At 39.6% G+C, this 20,480-nt stretch carries 23 protein-coding genes; 3 read left to right on the forward strand and 20 right to left on the reverse strand.

The features are described from left to right. Window position 1 precedes the first annotated feature (1 nt). Window positions 2-805: a Rossmann-fold NAD(P)-binding domain-containing protein gene (locus FGM01_RS04870; RefSeq protein ID WP_143409998.1), complete on the forward strand. Its 804-nt coding sequence runs from the start codon at window positions 2-4 to the stop codon at window positions 803-805. 1 nt (window position 806) lies between these two features. On the opposite strand, the gene FGM01_RS04875 is transcribed toward FGM01_RS04870, so the two are convergent. From FGM01_RS04875 to FGM01_RS04940, 14 genes are all read right to left on the reverse strand, one after another. Continuing rightward, window positions 807-1,532, reverse strand: a complete 726-nt coding sequence (locus FGM01_RS04875) for a hypothetical protein (RefSeq protein ID WP_143409999.1) — start codon at window positions 1,530-1,532, stop codon at window positions 807-809. 68 nt (window positions 1,533-1,600) lie between these two features. Then, window positions 1,601-2,827, reverse strand: coding sequence for a GTPase HflX (gene hflX, locus FGM01_RS04880; RefSeq protein ID WP_143410346.1), 1,227 nt, complete (start codon window positions 2,825-2,827; stop codon window positions 1,601-1,603). Window positions 2,828-2,946: 119 nt separating this feature from the next. Further along, window positions 2,947-3,852 (reverse strand): DUF3078 domain-containing protein, encoded by a 906-nt coding sequence (locus tag FGM01_RS04885; RefSeq protein WP_143410000.1) that lies wholly within the window; start codon window positions 3,850-3,852, stop codon window positions 2,947-2,949. A gap of 2 nt (window positions 3,853-3,854) precedes the next feature. Next, window positions 3,855-4,367 (reverse strand): DUF2480 family protein, encoded by a 513-nt coding sequence (locus tag FGM01_RS04890; protein WP_143410001.1) that lies wholly within the window; start codon window positions 4,365-4,367, stop codon window positions 3,855-3,857. A gap of 9 nt (window positions 4,368-4,376) precedes the next feature. After that, window positions 4,377-4,700, reverse strand: a complete 324-nt coding sequence (locus FGM01_RS04895; protein WP_143410002.1) for an iron-sulfur cluster assembly protein — start codon at window positions 4,698-4,700, stop codon at window positions 4,377-4,379. A 1-nt stretch (window position 4,701) separates the two neighbouring features. Beyond that, entirely contained in the window at window positions 4,702-5,124 is a 423-nt protein-coding gene (locus tag FGM01_RS04900; RefSeq protein ID WP_143410003.1) for a SufE family protein, read from the reverse strand. A gap of 37 nt (window positions 5,125-5,161) precedes the next feature. Further along, complete coding sequence (locus FGM01_RS04905) at window positions 5,162-5,593, reverse strand: hypothetical protein (RefSeq protein ID WP_143410004.1); 432 nt, start codon at window positions 5,591-5,593, stop codon at window positions 5,162-5,164. 102 nt (window positions 5,594-5,695) lie between these two features. Continuing rightward, window positions 5,696-6,934 (reverse strand): aminotransferase class V-fold PLP-dependent enzyme, encoded by a 1,239-nt coding sequence (locus FGM01_RS04910; protein ID WP_143410005.1) that lies wholly within the window; start codon window positions 6,932-6,934, stop codon window positions 5,696-5,698. 22 nt (window positions 6,935-6,956) lie between these two features. Beyond that, on the reverse strand, window positions 6,957-8,270 hold the full coding sequence (sufD, locus tag FGM01_RS04915) for a Fe-S cluster assembly protein SufD (protein ID WP_143410006.1): 1,314 nt from the start codon (window positions 8,268-8,270) through the stop codon (window positions 6,957-6,959). Between the two features lie 71 nt (window positions 8,271-8,341). Continuing rightward, a complete protein-coding gene (gene sufC, locus FGM01_RS04920; protein WP_143410007.1) occupies window positions 8,342-9,094 on the reverse strand; it encodes a Fe-S cluster assembly ATPase SufC in 753 nt (250 codons plus the stop codon). Window positions 9,095-9,146: 52 nt separating this feature from the next. Then, entirely contained in the window at window positions 9,147-9,533 is a 387-nt protein-coding gene (locus FGM01_RS04925) for a hypothetical protein (protein WP_143410008.1), read from the reverse strand. Window positions 9,534-9,544: 11 nt separating this feature from the next. Continuing rightward, window positions 9,545-10,990 (reverse strand): Fe-S cluster assembly protein SufB, encoded by a 1,446-nt coding sequence (gene sufB, locus FGM01_RS04930; protein WP_143410009.1) that lies wholly within the window; start codon window positions 10,988-10,990, stop codon window positions 9,545-9,547. Between the two features lie 38 nt (window positions 10,991-11,028). Further along, a complete protein-coding gene (locus FGM01_RS04935) occupies window positions 11,029-11,418 on the reverse strand; it encodes a four helix bundle protein (RefSeq protein WP_143410010.1) in 390 nt (129 codons plus the stop codon). Between the two features lie 30 nt (window positions 11,419-11,448). Then, window positions 11,449-11,778, reverse strand: coding sequence for a HesB/IscA family protein (locus FGM01_RS04940; RefSeq protein WP_108171092.1), 330 nt, complete (start codon window positions 11,776-11,778; stop codon window positions 11,449-11,451). A 224-nt stretch (window positions 11,779-12,002) separates the two neighbouring features. Here FGM01_RS04940 and thiL point away from each other — a divergent pair, with 224 nt between their 5' ends. Further along, window positions 12,003-13,058: a thiamine-phosphate kinase gene (gene thiL, locus FGM01_RS04945; RefSeq protein WP_143410011.1), complete on the forward strand. Its 1,056-nt coding sequence runs from the start codon at window positions 12,003-12,005 to the stop codon at window positions 13,056-13,058. On the opposite strand, the gene FGM01_RS04950 is transcribed toward thiL, so the two are convergent. The 3 genes from FGM01_RS04950 to FGM01_RS04960 all read right to left on the reverse strand — a co-directional run bounded on the left by FGM01_RS04950 (window position 13,055) and on the right by FGM01_RS04960 (window position 15,542). Further along, complete coding sequence (locus FGM01_RS04950) at window positions 13,055-13,306, reverse strand: hypothetical protein (protein ID WP_143410012.1); 252 nt, start codon at window positions 13,304-13,306, stop codon at window positions 13,055-13,057. The genes thiL and FGM01_RS04950 overlap by 4 nt on opposite strands. Before the next feature lie 72 nt (window positions 13,307-13,378). After that, complete coding sequence (locus FGM01_RS04955) at window positions 13,379-14,158, reverse strand: alpha/beta fold hydrolase (RefSeq protein ID WP_143410013.1); 780 nt, start codon at window positions 14,156-14,158, stop codon at window positions 13,379-13,381. 91 nt (window positions 14,159-14,249) lie between these two features. Further along, entirely contained in the window at window positions 14,250-15,542 is a 1,293-nt protein-coding gene (locus FGM01_RS04960) for an aminopeptidase P family protein (RefSeq protein ID WP_143410014.1), read from the reverse strand. Window positions 15,543-15,658: 116 nt separating this feature from the next. On the opposite strand from FGM01_RS04960, the gene FGM01_RS04965 reads away from it, so the two are divergent. Next, the gene (locus FGM01_RS04965) at window positions 15,659-18,517 is read left to right on the forward strand and encodes a beta propeller repeat protein (protein WP_143410015.1); all 2,859 of its coding nucleotides are present in this window, start codon (window positions 15,659-15,661) and stop codon (window positions 18,515-18,517) included. 117 nt (window positions 18,518-18,634) lie between these two features. Here the strand turns inward: FGM01_RS04965 and FGM01_RS04970 are convergent, their stop codons facing one another. Genes FGM01_RS04970 through FGM01_RS04980 form a run of 3 tightly spaced genes read right to left on the reverse strand, consistent with a single transcriptional unit; the run spans window position 18,635 to window position 20,365 of the window. Beyond that, entirely contained in the window at window positions 18,635-18,925 is a 291-nt protein-coding gene (locus FGM01_RS04970; protein ID WP_143410016.1) for a chaperone modulator CbpM, read from the reverse strand. Beyond that, window positions 18,922-19,842 carry a DnaJ C-terminal domain-containing protein gene (locus FGM01_RS04975; protein WP_143410017.1) on the reverse strand — a complete coding sequence of 307 codons (921 nt, stop codon included), beginning with the start codon at window positions 19,840-19,842 and terminating at the stop codon, window positions 18,922-18,924. The genes FGM01_RS04970 and FGM01_RS04975 overlap by 4 nt, the downstream gene beginning before the upstream one ends. A 13-nt stretch (window positions 19,843-19,855) precedes the next feature. Then, window positions 19,856-20,365, reverse strand: coding sequence for a DinB family protein (locus FGM01_RS04980; RefSeq protein ID WP_143410018.1), 510 nt, complete (start codon window positions 20,363-20,365; stop codon window positions 19,856-19,858). Window positions 20,366-20,480 lie beyond the last annotated feature (115 nt).

Here is a 20,480-nt window from a genome sequence, read left to right on the forward strand (position 1 = left end):
AATGAGAATATCGATTTTAGGATGTGGATGGTTAGGAATGGAGCTGGCGAAAAAACTGCGTGCAAATAATCACGAAGTACGAGGCTCGGTTACAAAAATGGAGAATATGCAGGAGGTGAGATCGGCAGGGATCATACCATATTCCATTAAGCTTTTTGAAAAAGGCATTCAGGGTGATATTCGTTCTTTTCTTTCAGGAGCAGATGTCCTGGTCGTAGATGTCCCACCGGGATTGAGAAAAAATCCAGAGGTGAGTTTTGTGAATAAGATCAAGAATCTCATCCCTTATATTGAAAATTCATACTTGCAAAAGGTGATCTTTACCAGCTCAACTTCTGTTTATGAAGATAAGGCAGATTTTCCCGTTTATGATGAAAACTCAAAAACCGATAATGCTGATGATACTGCCATTCAATTGAGAAATACTGAACTTCTTTTTCTGAATAATGAAAAATTCAATGCTTCAGTAATTCGCTTTGGTGGACTTTTAGGTCCCGAACGGCATCCGGTGAAATATTTATCGGGTAGATCTGGAATCCAGAATCCTTTTGCTCCGGTAAACCTCGTGCACCAGGAAGACTGCATAGCTGCGATCTGCAAACTTATGGACAGAAGTAAGGATAATTCAGTCTGGAATGTAGTACACCCCGATCACCCCGGAAAAGAAGGCTACTACACCAGAATAGCTGAAGAAAGAAACCTTCCTGCACCAGAATTTGATCATAACAAACCGTCAGTTGGAAAAAAAATAAGTTCAGAAAAGCTGATCAGGGAGCTGAAATTTGAATTTTCAAAGGGTATCTAGCTTAGTTCTTTGTATAGGCTTGTACATAAGAGGACCAGATCTCATACATAGGGTCTCCTTTGGAACTTTTCCCGGAATGGTGCCATTCACCATCTTTTACTTCAAAATCAAATTCGAGACTCGCACCTACTCTTTCTTTATCTCTGGAGAAAAAGTCAATATTCTCTATATATTTTCCATCTTCTGCGGTATAAGAACCGCCTCCAGATCCAAAAAATTCCCGGGTTTCAGAATTAAAAGCCACCCATTGAAAACGGTCTCCCCCAAGAATTTTAATCGTCCTGCGGGCTCCGGGTTGCATCTCTCTTAATTCTTCATTTCTTTTAATGCCCGTTATAACCCAATTACCGCTTAGGTCATTTTGGTTAGCAGAAGTTCTCTCCCATACTTCCACCCCGGTCACATTATTGATCGTGATCTTACCTTCAGATTCAAAAATTAACTTGGGATTTTGTGTTTCTCCCACCAATTCAGGATTTTTGGTATTAAAATCAAAGGTGGCCGAATAATCATCGGTGTTATATTCGCCGCCCAGTGCCCAGAGAAAGTCATTGGTATCTTTATTTTTAGCGCCTTCAGCAAAATAATTATCCTGATAGATCCTTATCACCTCCCTTTGGGTTACAGGCATACCATTTTCTTCGATCAATTTCCAGGATCCTTCCAAAGATTGAGAGAATACAAAACTGGCAATTAAAATTATTGGAATTATTATAAGCTTCTTCATAACCTATAAGTTTTTGATTCCTATAAATTTAAGAAGATAAAGGCAATTTTCACTAAACCCTGAATAGCCTATTCTTTTTCTTCACCGTATTTGTCATATTCGGGATACAGGAAGTTATTATATGGAAACCTGGTAATATGGATCTCCCGTACTGCTTCATATACCTTTCTGCGGAAATCTTCCATATTCTCTTTATTCAAAGCTGAAATGAACAAAGCATTCCCATCACCAACTTTATTCATCCAGGTACGTTTCCACTCCTTTAAAGTATAATGCGCAGACGTCTTTTCGGTGATAAGGTCGTCTTCCTCGATAACTTCAGGCTGGTAGGCATCGATCTTATTGAAAACCATGATCGTAGGTTTACCCAGGCTTTTAATCTCGGTAAGTATCTGGTTAACCGAATCTATGTGCTCTTCAAAATTAGGATGAGAAATATCCACAATATGTAGAAGAAGATCTGCTTCCCTTACCTCATCCAGTGTCGATTTAAAAGACTCTACCAGCTGCGTGGGTAACTTCCTGATAAATCCTACCGTATCACTAAGAAGGAACGGTAGATTGCGAATAACGACCTTTCTTACTGTTGTATCCAGTGTGGCGAAGAGCTTGTTCTCTGCAAAAACATCACTTTTACTAATAACGTTCATAAGGGTAGACTTACCAACATTGGTGTATCCTACTAATGCGACCCGCACCAACTGACCGCGGTTTCCACGCTGAACTTCCATTTGCCGGTCTATGGTCTCAAGTTTTTTCTTGAGTAAGGATATCTTGTCCCTAACGATCCTACGGTCTGTCTCGATCTCTGTTTCACCGGGACCACGCATACCAATACCACCACGCTGTCTTTCAAGGTGAGTCCACATCCCGGCAAGTCTTGGCAATAAATATTCATACTGTGCCAATTCTACCTGGGTCCTGGCATAACTAGTCTTGGCTCTTTGCGCAAAAATATCCAGAATAAGACCGGTCCTGTCCAGTATCTTACACTTCAGGATCTTTTCAATATTCTTTTGTTGTGCGGGAGAAAGCTCATCATCAAAGATAACGGCACCTATATCATTCTCATCTGCAAACTCTTTTACATCATTCATCTTTCCCGAACCAATAAAGGTTTTGGGGTCCGGGCGGTCCATACGCTGTGAAAATCTTTTGATTACTTCCCCACCGGCAGTATAGGTAAGAAACTCCAGTTCATCCAGATATTCCTCCAGTTTTTCCTGATCCTGATCTTTGGTTACTATACCAATAAGAACAGTTCTTTCATAAGATAAATCGGTCTTTTCAATCATAGGCACAAAGGTAATCAATAGTATACTACCAATAGAATACAGAAAATACTTCAACAAAATTTTAACTGAAAAAGGCCCGCTTTAAAGCAGGCCTTTTCATTATATAGAATTGGTTTTATCTAAAATCCGAAATTGATCCCCAAACCAAATACTTCCCTTATCTGGAATGCTCCCACGGCATTATCATCATAGATGGCCTGAAAAACGAAATTAGCTGAAAGATAATCGTTGATTCCCATTTCGAGATTCAGCAGATAATCTATATCAACGTTTCCGGGTTTATCAAGGTAATTTGAATAAAGCGACAGGGAATGTTCCATATTCACATTTTCAAGTACTTCATAGTTTAAATAAGCGCTTAGAGCAGCACCAAGTTCAAACCTCATCGATTTCCCTTCGTCCACCCCAAAATAAGCACCATCCTCATATCCCGGCCCGCTTGTAAAATCTTTGTCCACGAAAATAAATCTTGCTGTAGCCGGAGCCAGGTTAATCACGAAATCATCACTTTTTTTCCACATGATCCCGGGGCCGGTCTGTAAATAGGCCGGTGACAGAAAATCTGTGATTTCAGTTCTAATAGTTTTACCCGTATCTGGATCTTCGCTAAATGTATAACCTTTATCAAACTGGGTTCTAAAATTCAGAAACCAGGAGTAATAATAATTAGAAGTCTGCATCTGCTTACCGGCGATGGAATTTAATTCCAGCCGGTCACTTGTTTTCCTGGCGAATTCATCATCCTTTACCTTGGTAAGTCCATAATTTCCAATGATACGGTTATCCCAGGTGAATTTATCTTTACGGTAATTGAATTGGTAATCTACAGTAAGGTTTCCGGCGATACTGGAAGTACCTCCACCCGTCCATTCTTTATTGAAAGCAGACTGGTTAAATAATAATTGAATGTTACCTTCCCTGGTCCAGCCATTTGGCGGTATAGAATCCTTTTCTGTAGCTTCCTGAGAATAAGCCATTCCTGCACTGAAAACACAGGAAAAGGCAAAAAGTAAAATTTTCTTCATATTTAAATTTTTGGTTGTTTATATAAAGGAACAGATGAACAAGCTTCACCGTACATCAGGCTTTTAACCACAGGCTGAAGTTTTTTGATCAGGAAAATATAAGCATTTTTCGGGACTGGTTTATGGGAGCAGCCTTTGATAATGACCGGTTTATCTTTGAGATCTGAAACATCCATACGGTCAATAATCTCCTGATAAAGGTGACTTTCAAGATCTTCGAGGCTTCCAATAACTACTTTTTTAGCGTATTGATCCAGATAGGTTGCTATGAGCATATAGGCCCATGCCGGGACAATAGCATCTGTAGCACAATTTAAAGCAACGTATTGATCCCGGTATTGAGACCAGTCATGGATTTTTGCCTGTTCCCTGAAATCTTTCTCTTTTAAAACAAATCCTTCATAAAGCCATTGACTCAAATCAAAAAGAAACCTTTGACCTTCGGGATAATAATCCTCCAGGTTAAAGGTTATAAGTTTACTTTGAGCGATACGATTAACAATCTCTTCCGCCATAAAAATTTTTTAAAGTAATCCCAGTTCCAGCTTAGCGCCTTCACTCATCAAATCCTGGCTCCATGGCGGGTCAAAAGTAATCTCCACTTCTGCATCTTTTACCATATCCAGTGATTTCACTTTCTCTTCAACTTCCAAAGGAAGAGTTTCAGCAACCGGGCAATTCGGGGTAGTAAGTGTCATTAGGACCTTTACATCATAATCTGTACTTACCATCACGTCATAAATAAGCCCTAGCTCATATATATCTACGGGAATCTCGGGATCATAGATCGTTTTAAGTACCGTTACGATCTTCTCTCCTAATTCCTGTGTATTTATTTCCTGTTCCATTTTAATTCAATTGGGTTTGATATGCTACTGCATACATTTTTAATTGTTTGATCATACTCACAAGACCATTTGCGCGGGTTGGCGACAAGTGCTCCTTCAATCCAATTTCGTCGATGAATTTGGTATCTGCCTCGATGATCTCTGCGGGATGCTGATTTGAAAATACTCTTATAAGTATGGCCACGATACCTTTGGTTATAATGGCATCACTATCTGCCGTAAAAGCCAGTTTTTCACCTTCGAGTTCGGCATGAACCCAGACTTTACTCTGGCAACCCTTAATCAGGTTCTCGTCTATTTTATACTTTTCATCAATTAAAGGTAATGACTTGCCCAACTCTATCATATATTCATAGCGTTGCATCCAGTCTTCGAACATTTCAAATTCTTCTACTACCTCCTGTTGTTTTTCCTGAATCGTCATAAACTAATTTTACGCAAAAGTACAATAAGAAGTACTGCTATTCAACATTTTCTGCTAATCTTAGGATAGCTTGCACCAATGGTTTGATGGGTTTAGGTGCATTCCCGTGATCGAAGGAATTAGTCTTATAAATAGTGTCATTCTTACGAATACTTAATATCGCATGAAGTGCCGCATCTGATGCTCTACCTTCCGAGGGTGCTTTCAATTGATTAATTTCAGAAACCTTCACCTCCTTGAGGTTTGAGATCAATGCTGCCCATTGTTGCTCAGAAAGTTTTATAGATTTTTCAGATTTATTAACTCCTGTCGAAGTCACCTGCATGAGACCGGATGTTATCTCATACCTGGTGGCAGAACCTCTGGTAAAAGTTTCATAGGTGATCGACTGGACCGAATCCTGCACCTGATTGCTACAGGTTTTTGAGGTGAATAAGAATAATAAAAAAGCAAAAAAGGTTGTTTTCATGATCAAGTAATTGTTGCTACATATTACGAAAAAAGGTACCTACATGGTACCTTTTTTAAATATTATTAAGTCTTTTTATAGCTTAAGTGAATGATAAAACGGTTACTGCAACATCATTTTAGCCTTTTTCACTCCTTCAATAAAGAGATCTATTTCGTTAAAAGTATTATAGAAAGAAAAAGAAGCTCTTACCGTACCCGGTATTTTATAAAAATCCATGATTGGCTGGGCACAGTGGTGACCGGTCCTTACCGCAATTCCCATCTTATCCATGAGTGTCCCAAGGTCATACGGATGAAGGCCATCTATATTAAAGGAAATTACCGCAGTTTTTTCTGCCGCTTCCCCATAGATCTTCATGCCGTCGATCTCTTTCAGCTTTTTGGTAGCGTATTCCAAAAGTTCCTGTTCATAGGCAGCAATTTCTGTAAAGCCTATTTTATTCATATAATCAATGGCCGCACCAAAAGCAATACCTCCGCAAATATTGGGAGTACCGGCTTCAAATTTATGAGGTAAGCCCGCATAGGTGGTCTTTTCAAAAGAAACCGTTGCGATCATCTCTCCTCCACCCTGATAAGGTGGCAATTTTTCCAGCCATTCTTCCTTCCCGTAAAGCACACCTACTCCTGTTGGGCCGCACATCTTATGACCAGAAACAACGTAAAAATCAACATCCAGTTCCTGAACATCGGCTTTGATATGGGGTGCCGCCTGGGCTCCGTCTATTAGCACTGCTGCATCGACCGAGTGGGCCTTATCGATAATAGTTTTTATCGGGTTTACGGTTCCAAGGGCATTGGAAACATGGTTGAGGAACACCAGTCTGGTTTTTGAATTCAAAAGTTCCTCAAACTTAGAAATAACCAACTCGCCTTTAAGATCCATAGGGATCACTTTCAGCTTTGCCCCGGTCTTTTCACATAGCATCTGCCACGGAACGATATTGGAGTGATGCTCCATCGCCGAAACAAGGATCTCATCGCCTTCTTTTAGAATCGAAGAAAATCCATTAGCCACCAGATTGATACCATGGGTGGTTCCAGAGGTGAAAATGATCTCGTGTGCTTTTTCAGCATTAAAATGCTTCTGTATCTTGATCCTCGCCTGCTCATATTTATCTGTCGCTTCCTGTGAAAGCGCATGAACACCCCGATGAATATTTGCGTTGTAATTGGAATAGTAATCCACGATCGCATCCATCACCTGTTTAGGTGTCTGGCCGGTAGCGGCATTATCCAGGTAAACCAAAGGATAGCCGTTAACCTTACGCTTAAGAATTGGAAAATCCTTGCGAATTTCTTCCACCTCAAATGTCTTAGCTTGAGTTTGCTGACTCATCCTTGTGTTTTTAAGATTTGAATTACAGGTTAAATCCAAGTTCCACTTCCAATTTGGAAGCGATTAATTTATTAATCCTTTTCTTCACTTCAGGGATCTTAACACTTTCCAATACGTTATTGGCAAATGCATACATCATTAATCCTCGTGCTTCCTTTCTAGGGATTCCACGGGATTGTAGGTAGAATAAAGCTTCTGCATCCAGCTGACCTATAGTACAACCGTGACTACATTTCACGTCATCTGCAAAGATCTCCAATTGTGGCTTGGAATTAATAGTTGCTTTATCATCTGCCAGGATATTATTATTAGACTGGTAAGCATTTGTCTTCTGAGCTTCTTTTTCAACAACTACCTTACCATTAAAAACACCGGTAGAGCTATCACCGTAAATTCCTTTATAATCCTGGTGACTTTCACAATTAGGCTCGATATGATGAACCAGAGTGTTATGATCTACATGTTGTTTATCTTCGATAATAGTAACTCCCTTCATTGTAGAATCTATTCTTTCGCCTTTCTGGTAGAAATTCAGGTTGTTCCTGGTAAGCTTACCACCAAAAGAGAAGGTATGAACAGACACATTGCTTTCAGACTTCTGCTGTATATATGTGTTATCAATTAGAGATGCGGCACTTTTATCATTCTGGATCTTATAATAATCCACGATCGCTCTGCGATCTGCAAAAATTTCGGTTACCGAATTGGTAAGCACAGGATGATCTGTAAGACTTTGATGTCTCTCGATGATCTGTACATGAGAATTCTCATCTACCACCACTAGATTTCTTGGCTGCAACAATAAAGCTGACTCATTCCCGGTAGCGAAATTAATGATCTGAATAGGCTTATCTGCAAGCTTGTTCTTATCTATATGTATAAACGCCCCTTCCCTGGCAAAAGCAGTATTAAGTGAATTAAGTCCGGTTTTGGGAGCTATCTTATTGTAATAATTTTCAATGATAGGACGATATTTTTCCTTATTCAATGCAGAAGACATCAAACAAACATCGATCTTATCATGAGTGGTTTGAGAAAGGTGCGAAGAAAAAATCCCATCAATAAATACAAGATCATAGGTATCTATGTCATGGATCAAATATTTCTTGATATCACGATATTCAATGGCATCTTCTTTCTCAGGAAAAAAGCTATAGTCGTGCTTTAGCACTGAATTCAGCGAAGTATATTTCCAGTTCTCATCTTTTCTGGTAGGGAAACCAAGGGTTTCAAAATCCTTTATAGCCTCATTCCTCAGCGATTCCAGACCACTGTCCGGGTCCAGACTTTCTTCGAAGGCTAAAAATGATGAGATTAATTTATCTTTTAATTCCATTTTGTTTGTTTCAATTTCAAAAATTAAAATTACAGTTCCCGTTAAGGACTGCATTTCACCTTCTGAATTATTTAAACGGTTTTCTCTTCCTTTACCCAGTCGTAACCTCTTTCTTCAAGTTCGTAAGCCAGCTCTTTTCCACCAGACTTCACGATCTTACCGTCTACAAGTACATGCACGAAATCTGGCACGATATAATCAAGTAATCTTTGGTAATGCGTTATTAGAAGTACCGCATTATCTTCTCTCCTTAATTTATTCACTCCATTGGCCACGACCTTTAAAGCATCGATATCCAAACCTGAATCTGTTTCATCAAGTATAGAAAGTTTAGGGTCTAATATCGCCATCTGAAAGATCTCATTACGCTTCTTTTCTCCTCCTGAAAATCCTTCATTAAGGGAACGGGAGAGGAATTTTCTATCTATCTCGAGCATTTCAGATTTTTCGCGTATCAATTTCAGCATATCATTTGCCGGCATATCCTCTTTGCCATGAGCTTTTCGATTTGCATTGATAGCAGTTTTGATAAAATTGGTTACTGAAACACCCGGAATTTCCACCGGATACTGGAAAGATAAGAACACTCCTTTGTGAGCTCTCTCTTCTGGATCCATTTCATTAAGATCTTCACCTTCAAAAATGATCTCCCCATCGGTAAGTTCATATTCTTCCCTTCCTGCGATCACAGAAGAAAGAGTACTCTTCCCAGATCCGTTAGGTCCCATGATGGCATGAACTTCTCCCGGATTGATCTCAAGATTTATTCCTTTAAGGATCTCCTTATCTTCTATGCTGGCGTGTAAATTCTTTATTTTAAGCATGTTTATCAATTCTGAATCTGCCCCTGGCAGATGGATTTAATTTTTTCTTTTCTTAATTCTTTAATTTCTCCGGATCATTAGCTCCTTGAGGTATTTCCAAAATCTCCAGAATCTGGATTACTTCATCCCAGCCTTCTCCGGCTAAATTGGGCGAGATCTTAGCTTTTACTGTTACCGGGATCATTTCAAAATCGTCAGATTTTAATGGTGCTATCTGGTTTGAAAGTACATCAGACATAGAATCCAAAGTAACTCCATAAACAAAATTTTCACCTCTTATCACGGCAGCGTCGGCCCCGTAAACGAATTCTCCTTTTAAGACCTGGATACTATCCGGAACGGTTTTGGTAACAGACTGATCCATTAACTCACGTCTCTCATCATCCTGGCAGGAGAAAAGGGTAAAACTAATTAACAATAAACCAAATAACTTCTTCATAACAGATCTCACTATCCTACTGAACCTTCCAGTGAAATTTCCAATAGTTTCTGAGCTTCCACGGCAAATTCCATAGGTAGCTTGTTTAAAACTTCTTTACTAAAACCATTCACGATCAATGCGATCGCTTTTTCAGTATCTATACCTCTCTGGTTACAATAAAAGATCTGGTCTTCCCCAATTTTACTGGTAGTAGCCTCATGCTCTACCTGAGCAGATTTGTTCTTCACCTCGATATATGGGAAAGTATGAGCTCCACATTTATTACCCATTAAAAGGGAATCACATTGAGAAAAATTCCTGGCATTATGTGCCCGCCCATTAATCTGAACAAGGCCACGATAGGAATTCTGGGATTGTCCCGCTGAAATACCTTTCGATATAATAGTACTTTTGGTATTTTTCCCCAGGTGTATCATTTTTGTTCCGGTATCGGCTTGCTGCCAGTTATTGGTAACAGCGATAGAATAAAATTCTCCAACCGAATTATCTCCTTTCAAAATACAACTTGGATATTTCCAGGTTACCGCAGAACCGGTTTCAACCTGCGTCCAGGAGATTTTAGCATTTTTCTCACAAATCCCTCTCTTGGTTACAAAATTGAAAACTCCTCCTTTACCTTCTTTATTACCCGGGAACCAGTTTTGAACGGTACTGTATTTAATCTCAGATCCATCTAATGCCACAAGCTCCACCACAGCTGCGTGCAGCTGATTTTCATCACGTGAAGGAGCAGTACATCCTTCAAGGTAACTCACATAACTATCCTCGTCTGCCACCACCAAAGTTCTTTCAAACTGTCCGGTTCCGGCCTGGTTGATCCTGAAATAAGTAGAAAGCTCCATAGGGCATCTTACCCCTTTTGGAATATAACAGAAAGAACCATCACTAAATACGGCAGAATTTAATGCTGCATAGAAATTATCTTTCCGGGGCACTACAGAACCAAGATATTTTTTCACCAATTCCGGATGCTCTTTAATAGCTTCTGAAATGGAACAGAAAATAATACCTTTTTCTGCCAATGTCTTTTTAAAAGTAGTGGTTACAGAAACTGAATCCATCACAATATCTACAGCAACACCCGCAAGTTTCTTCTGTTCGTCTATAGAAATCCCTAACTTTTTGAAAGTATCCAGTAATTCGGGGTCTACTTCGTCCAGACTATCGTACTTCGGCTTTTTATTAGGGGCAGAATAGTAAGAGATATTCTGGAAATCTGGTTTTGGATATTTCACATTGGCCCACTCAGGCTCGGTCATCTGCTCCCAAATACGGTAAGCCTCCAGACGCCACTGGGTCATCCATTCCGGTTCCTCTTTCTTTTTAGAAATTGCCCGTACGATATCCTCGTTTAAACCAACAGGAAAAGTATCAGATTCTATATCGGTATAAAATCCATACTCATATTCCTTGGTTTCCAGCTCTTTCTTTAAATCGTCTTCAGTATATGCCATCTTCTTTTTATTCTAAATTCAAGATTAAAAGTTCAAAATTATTTAAACTTTGTTCCTTTATAATCACTTTTCTGAAGGTACGTTATAAAACCTCCAATTTGTCTGCTTAGAGATCGAACTTCCTCTAATAACTGTTCGAATACTTCCGAAGAAATATAATCCCGGTCTCTAATTCTATATAACTGCGATCGTACTTCACCGCAAGATGCTTTAGCTATTGATAGAAATTGAATGAATTCCTTATTTCCGTTTCTTTCAAACCCCTCTGCTATATTATCCATGATAGATCCTGAAGCAGCATTAATTTGATCATATAAACGATAATCTGTCTTTAAATTCGATTCATTTCTTATTTCAAAAATCCTCCTGCATATTTCTCTCGCTTTTGTCCAAACTTCAAGATCTTCAAAACTTTCTATTTTAGCCATTCTTGAATTTTAAACTTTGAATTTTGAATTCTACAAGGAAAAACTCTCACCGCATCCGCAGGTTCTCTGTGCATTAGGGTTGTTAAAAACAAAACCCTTACCATTTAAACCACCTGAATATTCAAGGATGGTTCCGGCCAGATATAAAACACTGCGCTTATCAACAACGATCTTTACTTCGTTGTCTTCGAAGACTTTATCGCCTTCTGCCTGGCTCTTATCGAAATTTAATTCATAAGACAAGCCAGAACACCCGCCACTTTTAACGCCTACCCGAACATAGTCGGCCTCAGGATTAAATCCTCCTTCAGACATTAGTGCGGAAATTTTCTTTTTAGCCTCTTCGCTAACTTTAATCATAAGCTATAAAGATTAATTCTAAATTGGGCACAAATATACTACAAAGCATGTGTTTTACCATAGTCTAAGCATATGTTTTAAGAATTGACATATAGAGTATGGCAATCAAAAAAAGTATCTGTTTTTTAGCCTGTTTCACACCCGCCGTTACTCAATAAAGCTTTCGCCTCATCCTTCTTCATTGCATTTTATAATTGTACTTTTGCATTTTAAAATTCAATTGCATGTTTGAGAATAGTCAGGAAAGTAAGACCAACCTTTCAGAATTAGGCGAATTTGGTCTGATAGATCACCTAACCAAAAACTTCAGTCCAAAGTTAGATTCCACCATCAAAGCTATTGGCGATGACGCGGCAGTTCTGAATTTCGAAAATAAAAGGACTCTCGTAAGTACAGATCTTCTGGTAGAAGGCGTGCATTTTGACCTGGCTTATATGCCGCTGAAACATTTGGGATATAAAGCGGTTATGGTAAACCTTTCAGACATTTACGCCATGAACGGTACAGCCACTCAGGTGACTATTTCTATTGCGGTTTCCAACCGTTTCCCGGTAGAAGCACTGGAAGAATTATATTCCGGAATACAACTGGCAGCTAAAATATACAATGTAGATGTGATTGGCGGCGACACGACTTCTTCTACTTCGGGCTTAATGATAAGTATAACTGCTTTGGGTATGGCAGAAGAGGATGAGGTGGTTTACCGTGACGGAGCAAAACCGAATGATCTGCTGGTAGTTACCGGCGACCTGGGAGCAGCCTATATGGGGCTTCAGGTTTTGGAAAGGGAAAAAGAGGTATTTAAAGCAAATCCTAATTCTCAACCAGATCTTGACCAATACACCTACCTGATCGAAAGACAATTAAAGCCGGAAGCCCGAAAAGATATCCCGCCACTTCTGAAAGACCTGGATGTAAAACCTACTTCCATGATAGACATAAGCGATGGACTTTCTTCTGAAATCATTCATTTATGTAAAAATTCCAAAGTTGGAGCTAACCTTTTTGAAGAAAAGATCCCATTAGATCCTGCCGTGATTTCTGTATGTGAGGAATTTGAAATAGACAGTACCATGATCGCTTTGAGCGGTGGTGAGGATTATGAATTGCTATTCACGATCTCACAAGACGATTACGATAAGATAAAAGGAAATCCAAATCTTACTGTAATAGGACATATGACGGAGGAAAGTGAAGGTATGCACCTGGTCACTCGTGCGAATCAAAAATTACCATTGATCGCGAGGGGCTGGAACTCAATGGAAGATAAAGAGGATTAGGATGCTTTAGCCAGAAATACTCTTTTTCGTCTTCTGTGAATTTTTGCTAAATAAGCATTTGTTTCTTTAAACTTTGGGGTGAGCCTGGCCAGGAAGCCATCGGCAGTATCTGTCATTTCCATTCCACAATTACTGCATTTGTATTCGTGAACATGATTTGTAATGTTTTTTGACACTCGTAATTCATGCCCGAAAATTTTGCAATAAACCTTTGCAAATGAAAAGGAAGTAGGATGTTCTTTTTTCATATAAGGTTAAATTTCTGGTTTCTAGTTTACTAAAGTATAAAAAATAGTTAAAGGTTCGACAAAAAGCGTTAATTAATCGATAAAGTGCATAATTTTTGTTAAATCTTTATGATCTTCCATATAGGAATTATGCCCGTTTTCCATTGGATAAAATTCACAGCCGCAAACCCCGTTAATCCGCTCTATCTCTCTGAAATCCAATATAGGGTCTTGTTTTCCCGCGATAATGATCTTCTGTCCCTGATAGCTCCTGAGCACCTCAACATAATTTGTACGATTTTTCATACCTATCAAAGCAGCCTGGATATTCTTGGCTTTCATTTCCCCGGCTCTTTCCTTCAGAATTTCAATTTCAGCATACAGATCTGTTTTACTCCTTTCAGAAAACAAATTGGATATAGCCATACTTACAAAAGCATTTTTATTTCTATCAACCAGATCTACAGATCTGTCACGAATTTTACGCTTTTCCACACTATCCTCAACCGGTGTTGAATTCATCAACACAATACCCCCTATAATCATAGGAAAATTTCTGAGCAATTCCAAACTCACGTATCCACCCATACTGTGACCAGCCATGCTAACCTTCTCTTTTCCAAGCGAAACCAACACTTCCCGTACCACCTCTGCCATGAGCTTCATCGTATGTATCTCTGCAATTCCCTGAGACCTTCCATGACCCGGTAGATCTATGCAAATAACCTGCCGTTCCTTTTGAAGATCTCTCACAACCGGCTCCCATATTCTGGAATCCTCCAGGAATCCGTGTAACAGGACCAGGGGAGTTTTCTCTCCTTCCCCGGCAACTTCATAATATATTGTCGCTCCTTTATATGTTATTTCAGCCATGCTCTAAATTAAAAAACCGCGAATCCAGGAATAAAAATTCAGGAATTCGCGGCAAGTATTTAAGTTTAAATTTCCTTTTAGGATCCAGGAACTAAGAATTCATAATATCTTCGATCTCCTCGATTTCTATAGGAATATTTCTCATAAGATTAAATGGCTCGCCTTTTTCCTGGATCACCACATCATCTTCAAGCCTTATCCCAAATCCTTCATCTGGAAGATAAATTCCAGGCTCCACGGTAAATACCTGGTTTGCCTGCATTGGCTCGGTTAATATTCCGTAATCATGAGTATCCAGCCCAATATGGTGAGAGGTACCGTGCATAAAATATTTCTTATAAGCCGGCCAGTCTGGATCTTCTTTCTGAACATCTGCTTTATCCAGTAAGCCAAGATCAAGTAATTCTGAAGTCATCATTTTCCCAACTTCCACGTGGTATTCTTTCCACATAGTTCCCGGAACCAGCATTTTCGTAGCTTCCTTCTTAACTTTATTCACCGCATTATAAACCTGCTTCTGCCTGTCTGAATATCTACCAGAAACTGGAATGGTTCTACTAAGGTCACTGGAATAATTAGCATATTCGGCCCCGGTATCCAGAAGGATAAGATCTCCATCCTTACACTGGTGCCTGTTCTCTATATAATGTAATACATTCGCATTATTCCCGCTGGCAATAATCGGCGTATAAGCGAAACCTTTTGAACGGTTCCTTATCATCTCATGGTAATATTCCGCTTCGATCTCATATTCCCAAACTCCTGGTTTCACGAATTTCAAAGTTCTTCTGAAAGCTTTTTCGGTAATATCACATGCCTTCTGCATCAAATCCAGTTCGATAGTATCTTTTACAGAGCGTAGTCTTTGTAAAATAGGATTTGCTTTAGCCACCTGGTGCGCCGGATATTTCTCCTTACACCACTTTATAAAACGATCATCTCTCGTTTCAGTCTTATGGTTAGCCCTGTAATGTTCGTTGGTATTGAAATAAACCGTTTCACATTGCGTCATCACCTCGAAGAAGATCTTTTCAAAATCTTTCATCCAGTAAACCGTTTTGATCCCGCTTACATCAAAAGCATCTTCCTTGGTGAGTTTAGCACCTTCCCAAACAGCAATATGCTCGTTGGTTTCAGTAAGAAAAAGGATCTCACGGTGCTTTTCTTCCGGAGCATCCGGAAACAGAACAAGGATACTTTCATCCTGGTCTACACCACTTAAATAAAAGATATCACGGTTCTGCTGAAAAGGCATGGTACTATCTGCACCAATAGGGTATATATCATTGGAATTAAAAACCGCCAGACTTTTTGGCTTCATCTTTTCCATGAAGTTTTTACGGTTCTTTATAAAGAGTTTTGAGTCTATTCTATCGTATTTCATAAATAAATCTTTTCAATTTTTTCAAAATTAAAGGATTTAAATGCAATAGCTGGAAAAGCGATTTAAAATTTTGGGTAATCAAGTCTTTTAGTATTTTTAGTTTCTCAAATCCAGACATGAAGCACATTTATACCTTTTTCAGCTTAATTTTCTTTATTTCTTCTGCTCAGCTTTCTGCTCAAAATTCCACAACAGGTGAAAACCTGAACAAAGGGTTAAAGCAATTGGAACATTTGAAGGATAATTCTATTGTAAAAAACCTCCCACTAAAGAATATTGGACCCTCGGTTATGAGCGGCAGAGTTACCGATTTTGCCGTGAACCCTGACGATCCAACCGAATTCTATGTTGGCTATGCCACCGGCGGACTATGGCACACCATCAATAACGGTATAAGTTTCACTCCTGTGATGGACAACAGTCCAACCCAGAAAATAGGTGATGTGGCGGTAGACTGGAAAACCGGAACCATCTGGGTTGGGACCGGGGAAGTTAATGCGTCCCGGTCTTCTTATGCAGGTATTGGTTTGTTAAAATCTGAAGATAAAGGTAAATCCTGGAATTTCATGGGATTACCGGATTCCCATCATATAAGCAGGATCCTTATCAACCCCGATAACCCGGATGAAGTGATCGTTGGTGTTACAGGACATTTATATTCTCCCAATCCTGAAAGAGGAATATTTAAAACCACGAACGGCGGTAAGACCTGGGATAAAAAACTATTCATAGGAGAATACACGGGTATAATAGACATTGCAGTTAATCCTTCAAACTTCAGTGAAATGTATGCCGCTTCATGGGATAAGCACAGAGAAGCCTGGAATTTCAGGGAAAGTGGAAAAAACAGCGGTATTTATAAAACCACAGATGCGGGGGATACCTGGACACTTCTTTCCACTAAGGAATCAGGATTTCCTACCGGGGATGGTGTTGGCAGAATTGGCCTAAGTGTTTATGATGATAATACCATTTATGCAATTCTCGACAACCAGAATCATAGAGAAAAAGACGAAACTGAGAAGCAAGCAATGGGAGGCCTCCAGAAGGAAAATTTCGAGAACATGTCTACTTCTAAATTCCTGAAACTGGAAAATGAAAAACTGGAAACTTTCCTGCGCTCTAATAATTTTCAAAAAAAGTATACCGCAGAAAATGTGAAGGAAATGGTGCGCTCTAATAAGGTCAAACCTTCTGACCTTTCCCTTTACCTTGGAAGTGCGAATAGCGATCTTTTTGACACTCCCGTCATTGGCGCACAGGTTTATAGAAGTGATGATGGTGGCAAAACATGGGATCTAACCCACGATGATTATCTGGACGACCTGTATTACAGTTACGGGTATTATTTTGGAATGATCCACGTGGATCCAGGCAATAAAGATGGAATTTATATTTACGGGGTGCCTATTCTAAAGTCTAAGGATGCAGGAAAAACCTTTACCTCTATCGATGCTGAAAATGTACACGCAGATCATCATGCTCTATGGATCAATCCTAAAAAACCTGGTCACCTTATCGACGGTAATGATGGGGGGATAAATATCTCTTACGATGACGGGGAGCACTGGAGTAAAAATAATTCTCCTTCTGTGGGACAGTTTTATACCGTTAATGTAGACAACGAGAATACATACAATATCTATGGCGGATTGCAGGACAACGGAGTTTGGGTAGGGCCTCACACCAACAAGGAAAGTCGCCGCTGGAATTCTTCAGGAGATTACAATTTTGAATCTATCATGGGTGGAGACGGTATGCAGGTTGAAATTGATGATCGCAATTCAGATATAGTATATACCGGATATCAGTTTGGTACTTATTTCAGAATAAACCGCAAATCTGGAGAGCGGGAATATATCCAGCCAAGGCATGAACTTGGGGAGCGACCTTACAGGTTTAACTGGCAAACGCCAATTTTGCTTTCGCCTCATAACCAGGATATCCTGTATATGGGAGCGAACAAATTAATGCGCAGTATGGACCAGGGGAATTCATGGACCCCAATTTCAGAAGATCTTACCAAAGGTGCGAAAGAAGGAGATGTGCCTTTTGGTACTCTTGCCACTATTAGTGAATCCCCTTTTCAATTTGGCCTGATCTATACAGGTAGTGATGACGGTTTAATATATGTAAGCAAAAACTCAGGCGGAAGCTGGACCAATATCTCAGGTAATTTACCTAAGGATAGATGGGTATCCCGCATTATTGCTTCTGAATTTAAAAAAGAGAGAGTTTACGCAACTCTTAATGGCTATAGAAATGATGATTTCAAACCTTACGTATATGTTTCAGAAAATTATGGTGAAACCTGGCAGGATATCAGTTCAAATTTACCCCTGTCACCGGTTAATGTTATAAGGGAAGACCCAAATAACGGAAATGTACTCTACCTTGGAACCGACGATGGCCTATATGTTTCCCTTAACCGCGGACAAAACTGGGAAGTTTTTAGTACGGGTATACCGAATGTTCCAGTACACGATCTGCGTATACAAAAACGGGAAAAAGATCTTGTGGTGGGAACACATGGCCGCTCGATTTATATTGCAGACATCGCAGCCGTTTCGAACCTGAATAATAACGAACTGGGAGAGGCAATTTCGATCTCTTCGCCAGAAAAGGTGAGATTTTCATCGGGCTGGGGCAACTCCTACAGCAAATGGATGGATCCTTATGTCCCAGAATTCACTCTTACCTATTATTCAGCAAAAAAAGGTAAAGGTATGATCACCATAAAATCTGAATCGGGAATTGAGGTTCAACAAATAGAAGTTGAGGCAGATAAAGGCTTTAATACGGCTAAATATGATCTTACCATAATAGAAGCAGCCGCAGAGAAGCTCAGCAAAGAATCCAAACAACTGGACATTCAACAGGCATCGAACCAAAAGTATTATATCCCAAAAGGTAAGTATGTGATGGAATTCAGTATTAACGATAAAACGGCAAAATCAGGATTTGAAGTGGAATAGCTAATAGGTCTTAAAGTATGGAGAGATTTTGCAGGCTAAGAGTATAAGTTATATTTCCTGGAACGTCATTTTAACCAGATTACTGTGATTTGCTTTATGCATCCGGAAGTTAATGTATTATTCGTATAACCCGAGACGGTTTCTTAATCTCATATTATCTTCATTAAGTTGATCTATTTTCTTCAGAAGATGGTTAACTGCTTCCAGGCCTGCCAGGTTAATATCTAGCTCTCTATGCAATCGCATCATCCTTTCAAAATCGGCAAGATGATCATTGGGAATATACTCCGTCTCCTTGATCCTTACAATCTGGATGATCCCGCTTTCGTAGAGCGAACTTACAAACTGGCGCTCCACCTTGTAACGTACGCAGATCTCGTCTGCCGGGATAAGATCTTCATAATTCATATTCCGGTTTTTTTAAGTTCTTCAAATAATTCTCTTTGTCTACCGGTTAGGTTTTCGGGAACTTTGACCGTATAAGTCACGAATAGATCTCCAAACTGCCCTTCCTTTTTATATCGCGGAAATCCCTTTCCCTTTAATTTCACTTTGGTCCCGTTTTGGGTACCCGGTTTAACCTTCAACTTTGCCTTCGCATCAAAGGTAGACACCTCTATTTCTCCCCCCAGCGCTGCAGTACTCAGACTAATCGCTACGGTAGAGTATAAATTCTCCTTTTCCCTGCGGAAAGTGGTATCATTCAGGATCCTGAAAGTTATATAAAGATCACCTTTTGGTCCACCTTGCATTCCCGGGCCTCCATGGCCTTTTATTTTAATGGTTTGGCCATTTTCTACTCCGGCAGGTATTGTTAGCCTGATGTTCTTGCCATTGACAGTCAGCGTATGCTTTTTACTTTCATAAACTTCGCTGAGTTTTAGCTGCAGCTCTGCGTTAAAGTCCTGTCCCTTAAAATGCGCACCACGATGAGCGCCCCGGGATCTTGCTCTGCCTCCAAACATTTGCTCAAAAAAATCTGAAAAAGTATCATCATCAAAATTCCCGGAGTAAGAATAGGATTGACCACCATCACCAAATCCTCCCCCGAAACCTCCAGCTGCAGACTGCTGTTTCCTGGCCTGTTCAAATTGATCTGCATGCTGCCAGTCCTTACCGTATTCATCGTACTTTTTACGCTTTTCAGGATCGCTTAGCACTTCATGAGCCTCATTGATCTGTTGAAATCTGGTCTGGGCTTGTTTATCATTAGGATTAAGATCAGGATGATATTTCCTGGCCAGTCGCCGGTATGCTTTTTTAATATCGGCTTTGGTAGCCGTCCTGTCTAATTCTAAAAGCTTATAGTAGTCTATAAATTCCATTTAAAACCAGTTTTTAAGTCCTGAAAATTCCAGAGTCTATTTCTTTCTTTTTTAGCTGACTTTCTATCAAACCAATCTGCCCAAGATGGTATATATCATGCTGAATTAGGCCTTTTAGCAATGCTCCAAAATCGTAATCCTTACCGTCAACCTTTTTCTGAAGAAAAGAATCATCCTCCTGTTCATTTAATATTTCATAGATACTGCTTTGCGCTGCGACCAACTCTCTTTTTAATTCTTCCCATTCTTCCCGGGAATGTACATCAATATTTGGCCAGTCCTCTTCTGAATCTTTTTCTAAATGACAATCCTTACAACCGCTCATTTTCTTTGCAGCAAACTTTTTCCAGGCAATTAAATGACCTACAATCTGGGCAACGCTATGAGATTCAGGTATACAGGTCTTATATCCTATGACATAGGGGACATTCTCCAGTTTTCGCATCACTGAATCTCCATACCAGGGTTGCCCCTCAAAAGTTTCAGACATTGCTCTTATTATTTCATTAGTCATTTTCTTCATAGGCCAATGAAATTACAAAAATCCGGTAATTAGCGCAGTTAAGCTTTTGCCAAAACCTAATGCAGAGTATGGTTTCAGGGCGGGATATCAGTAAACAAAGCTTAAACTCTCAAGC

It is taken from the genome of Christiangramia sabulilitoris, from assembly GCF_007050985.1.
GTDB classification, from domain to species: Bacteria; Bacteroidota; Bacteroidia; order Flavobacteriales; family Flavobacteriaceae; genus Christiangramia; species Christiangramia sabulilitoris.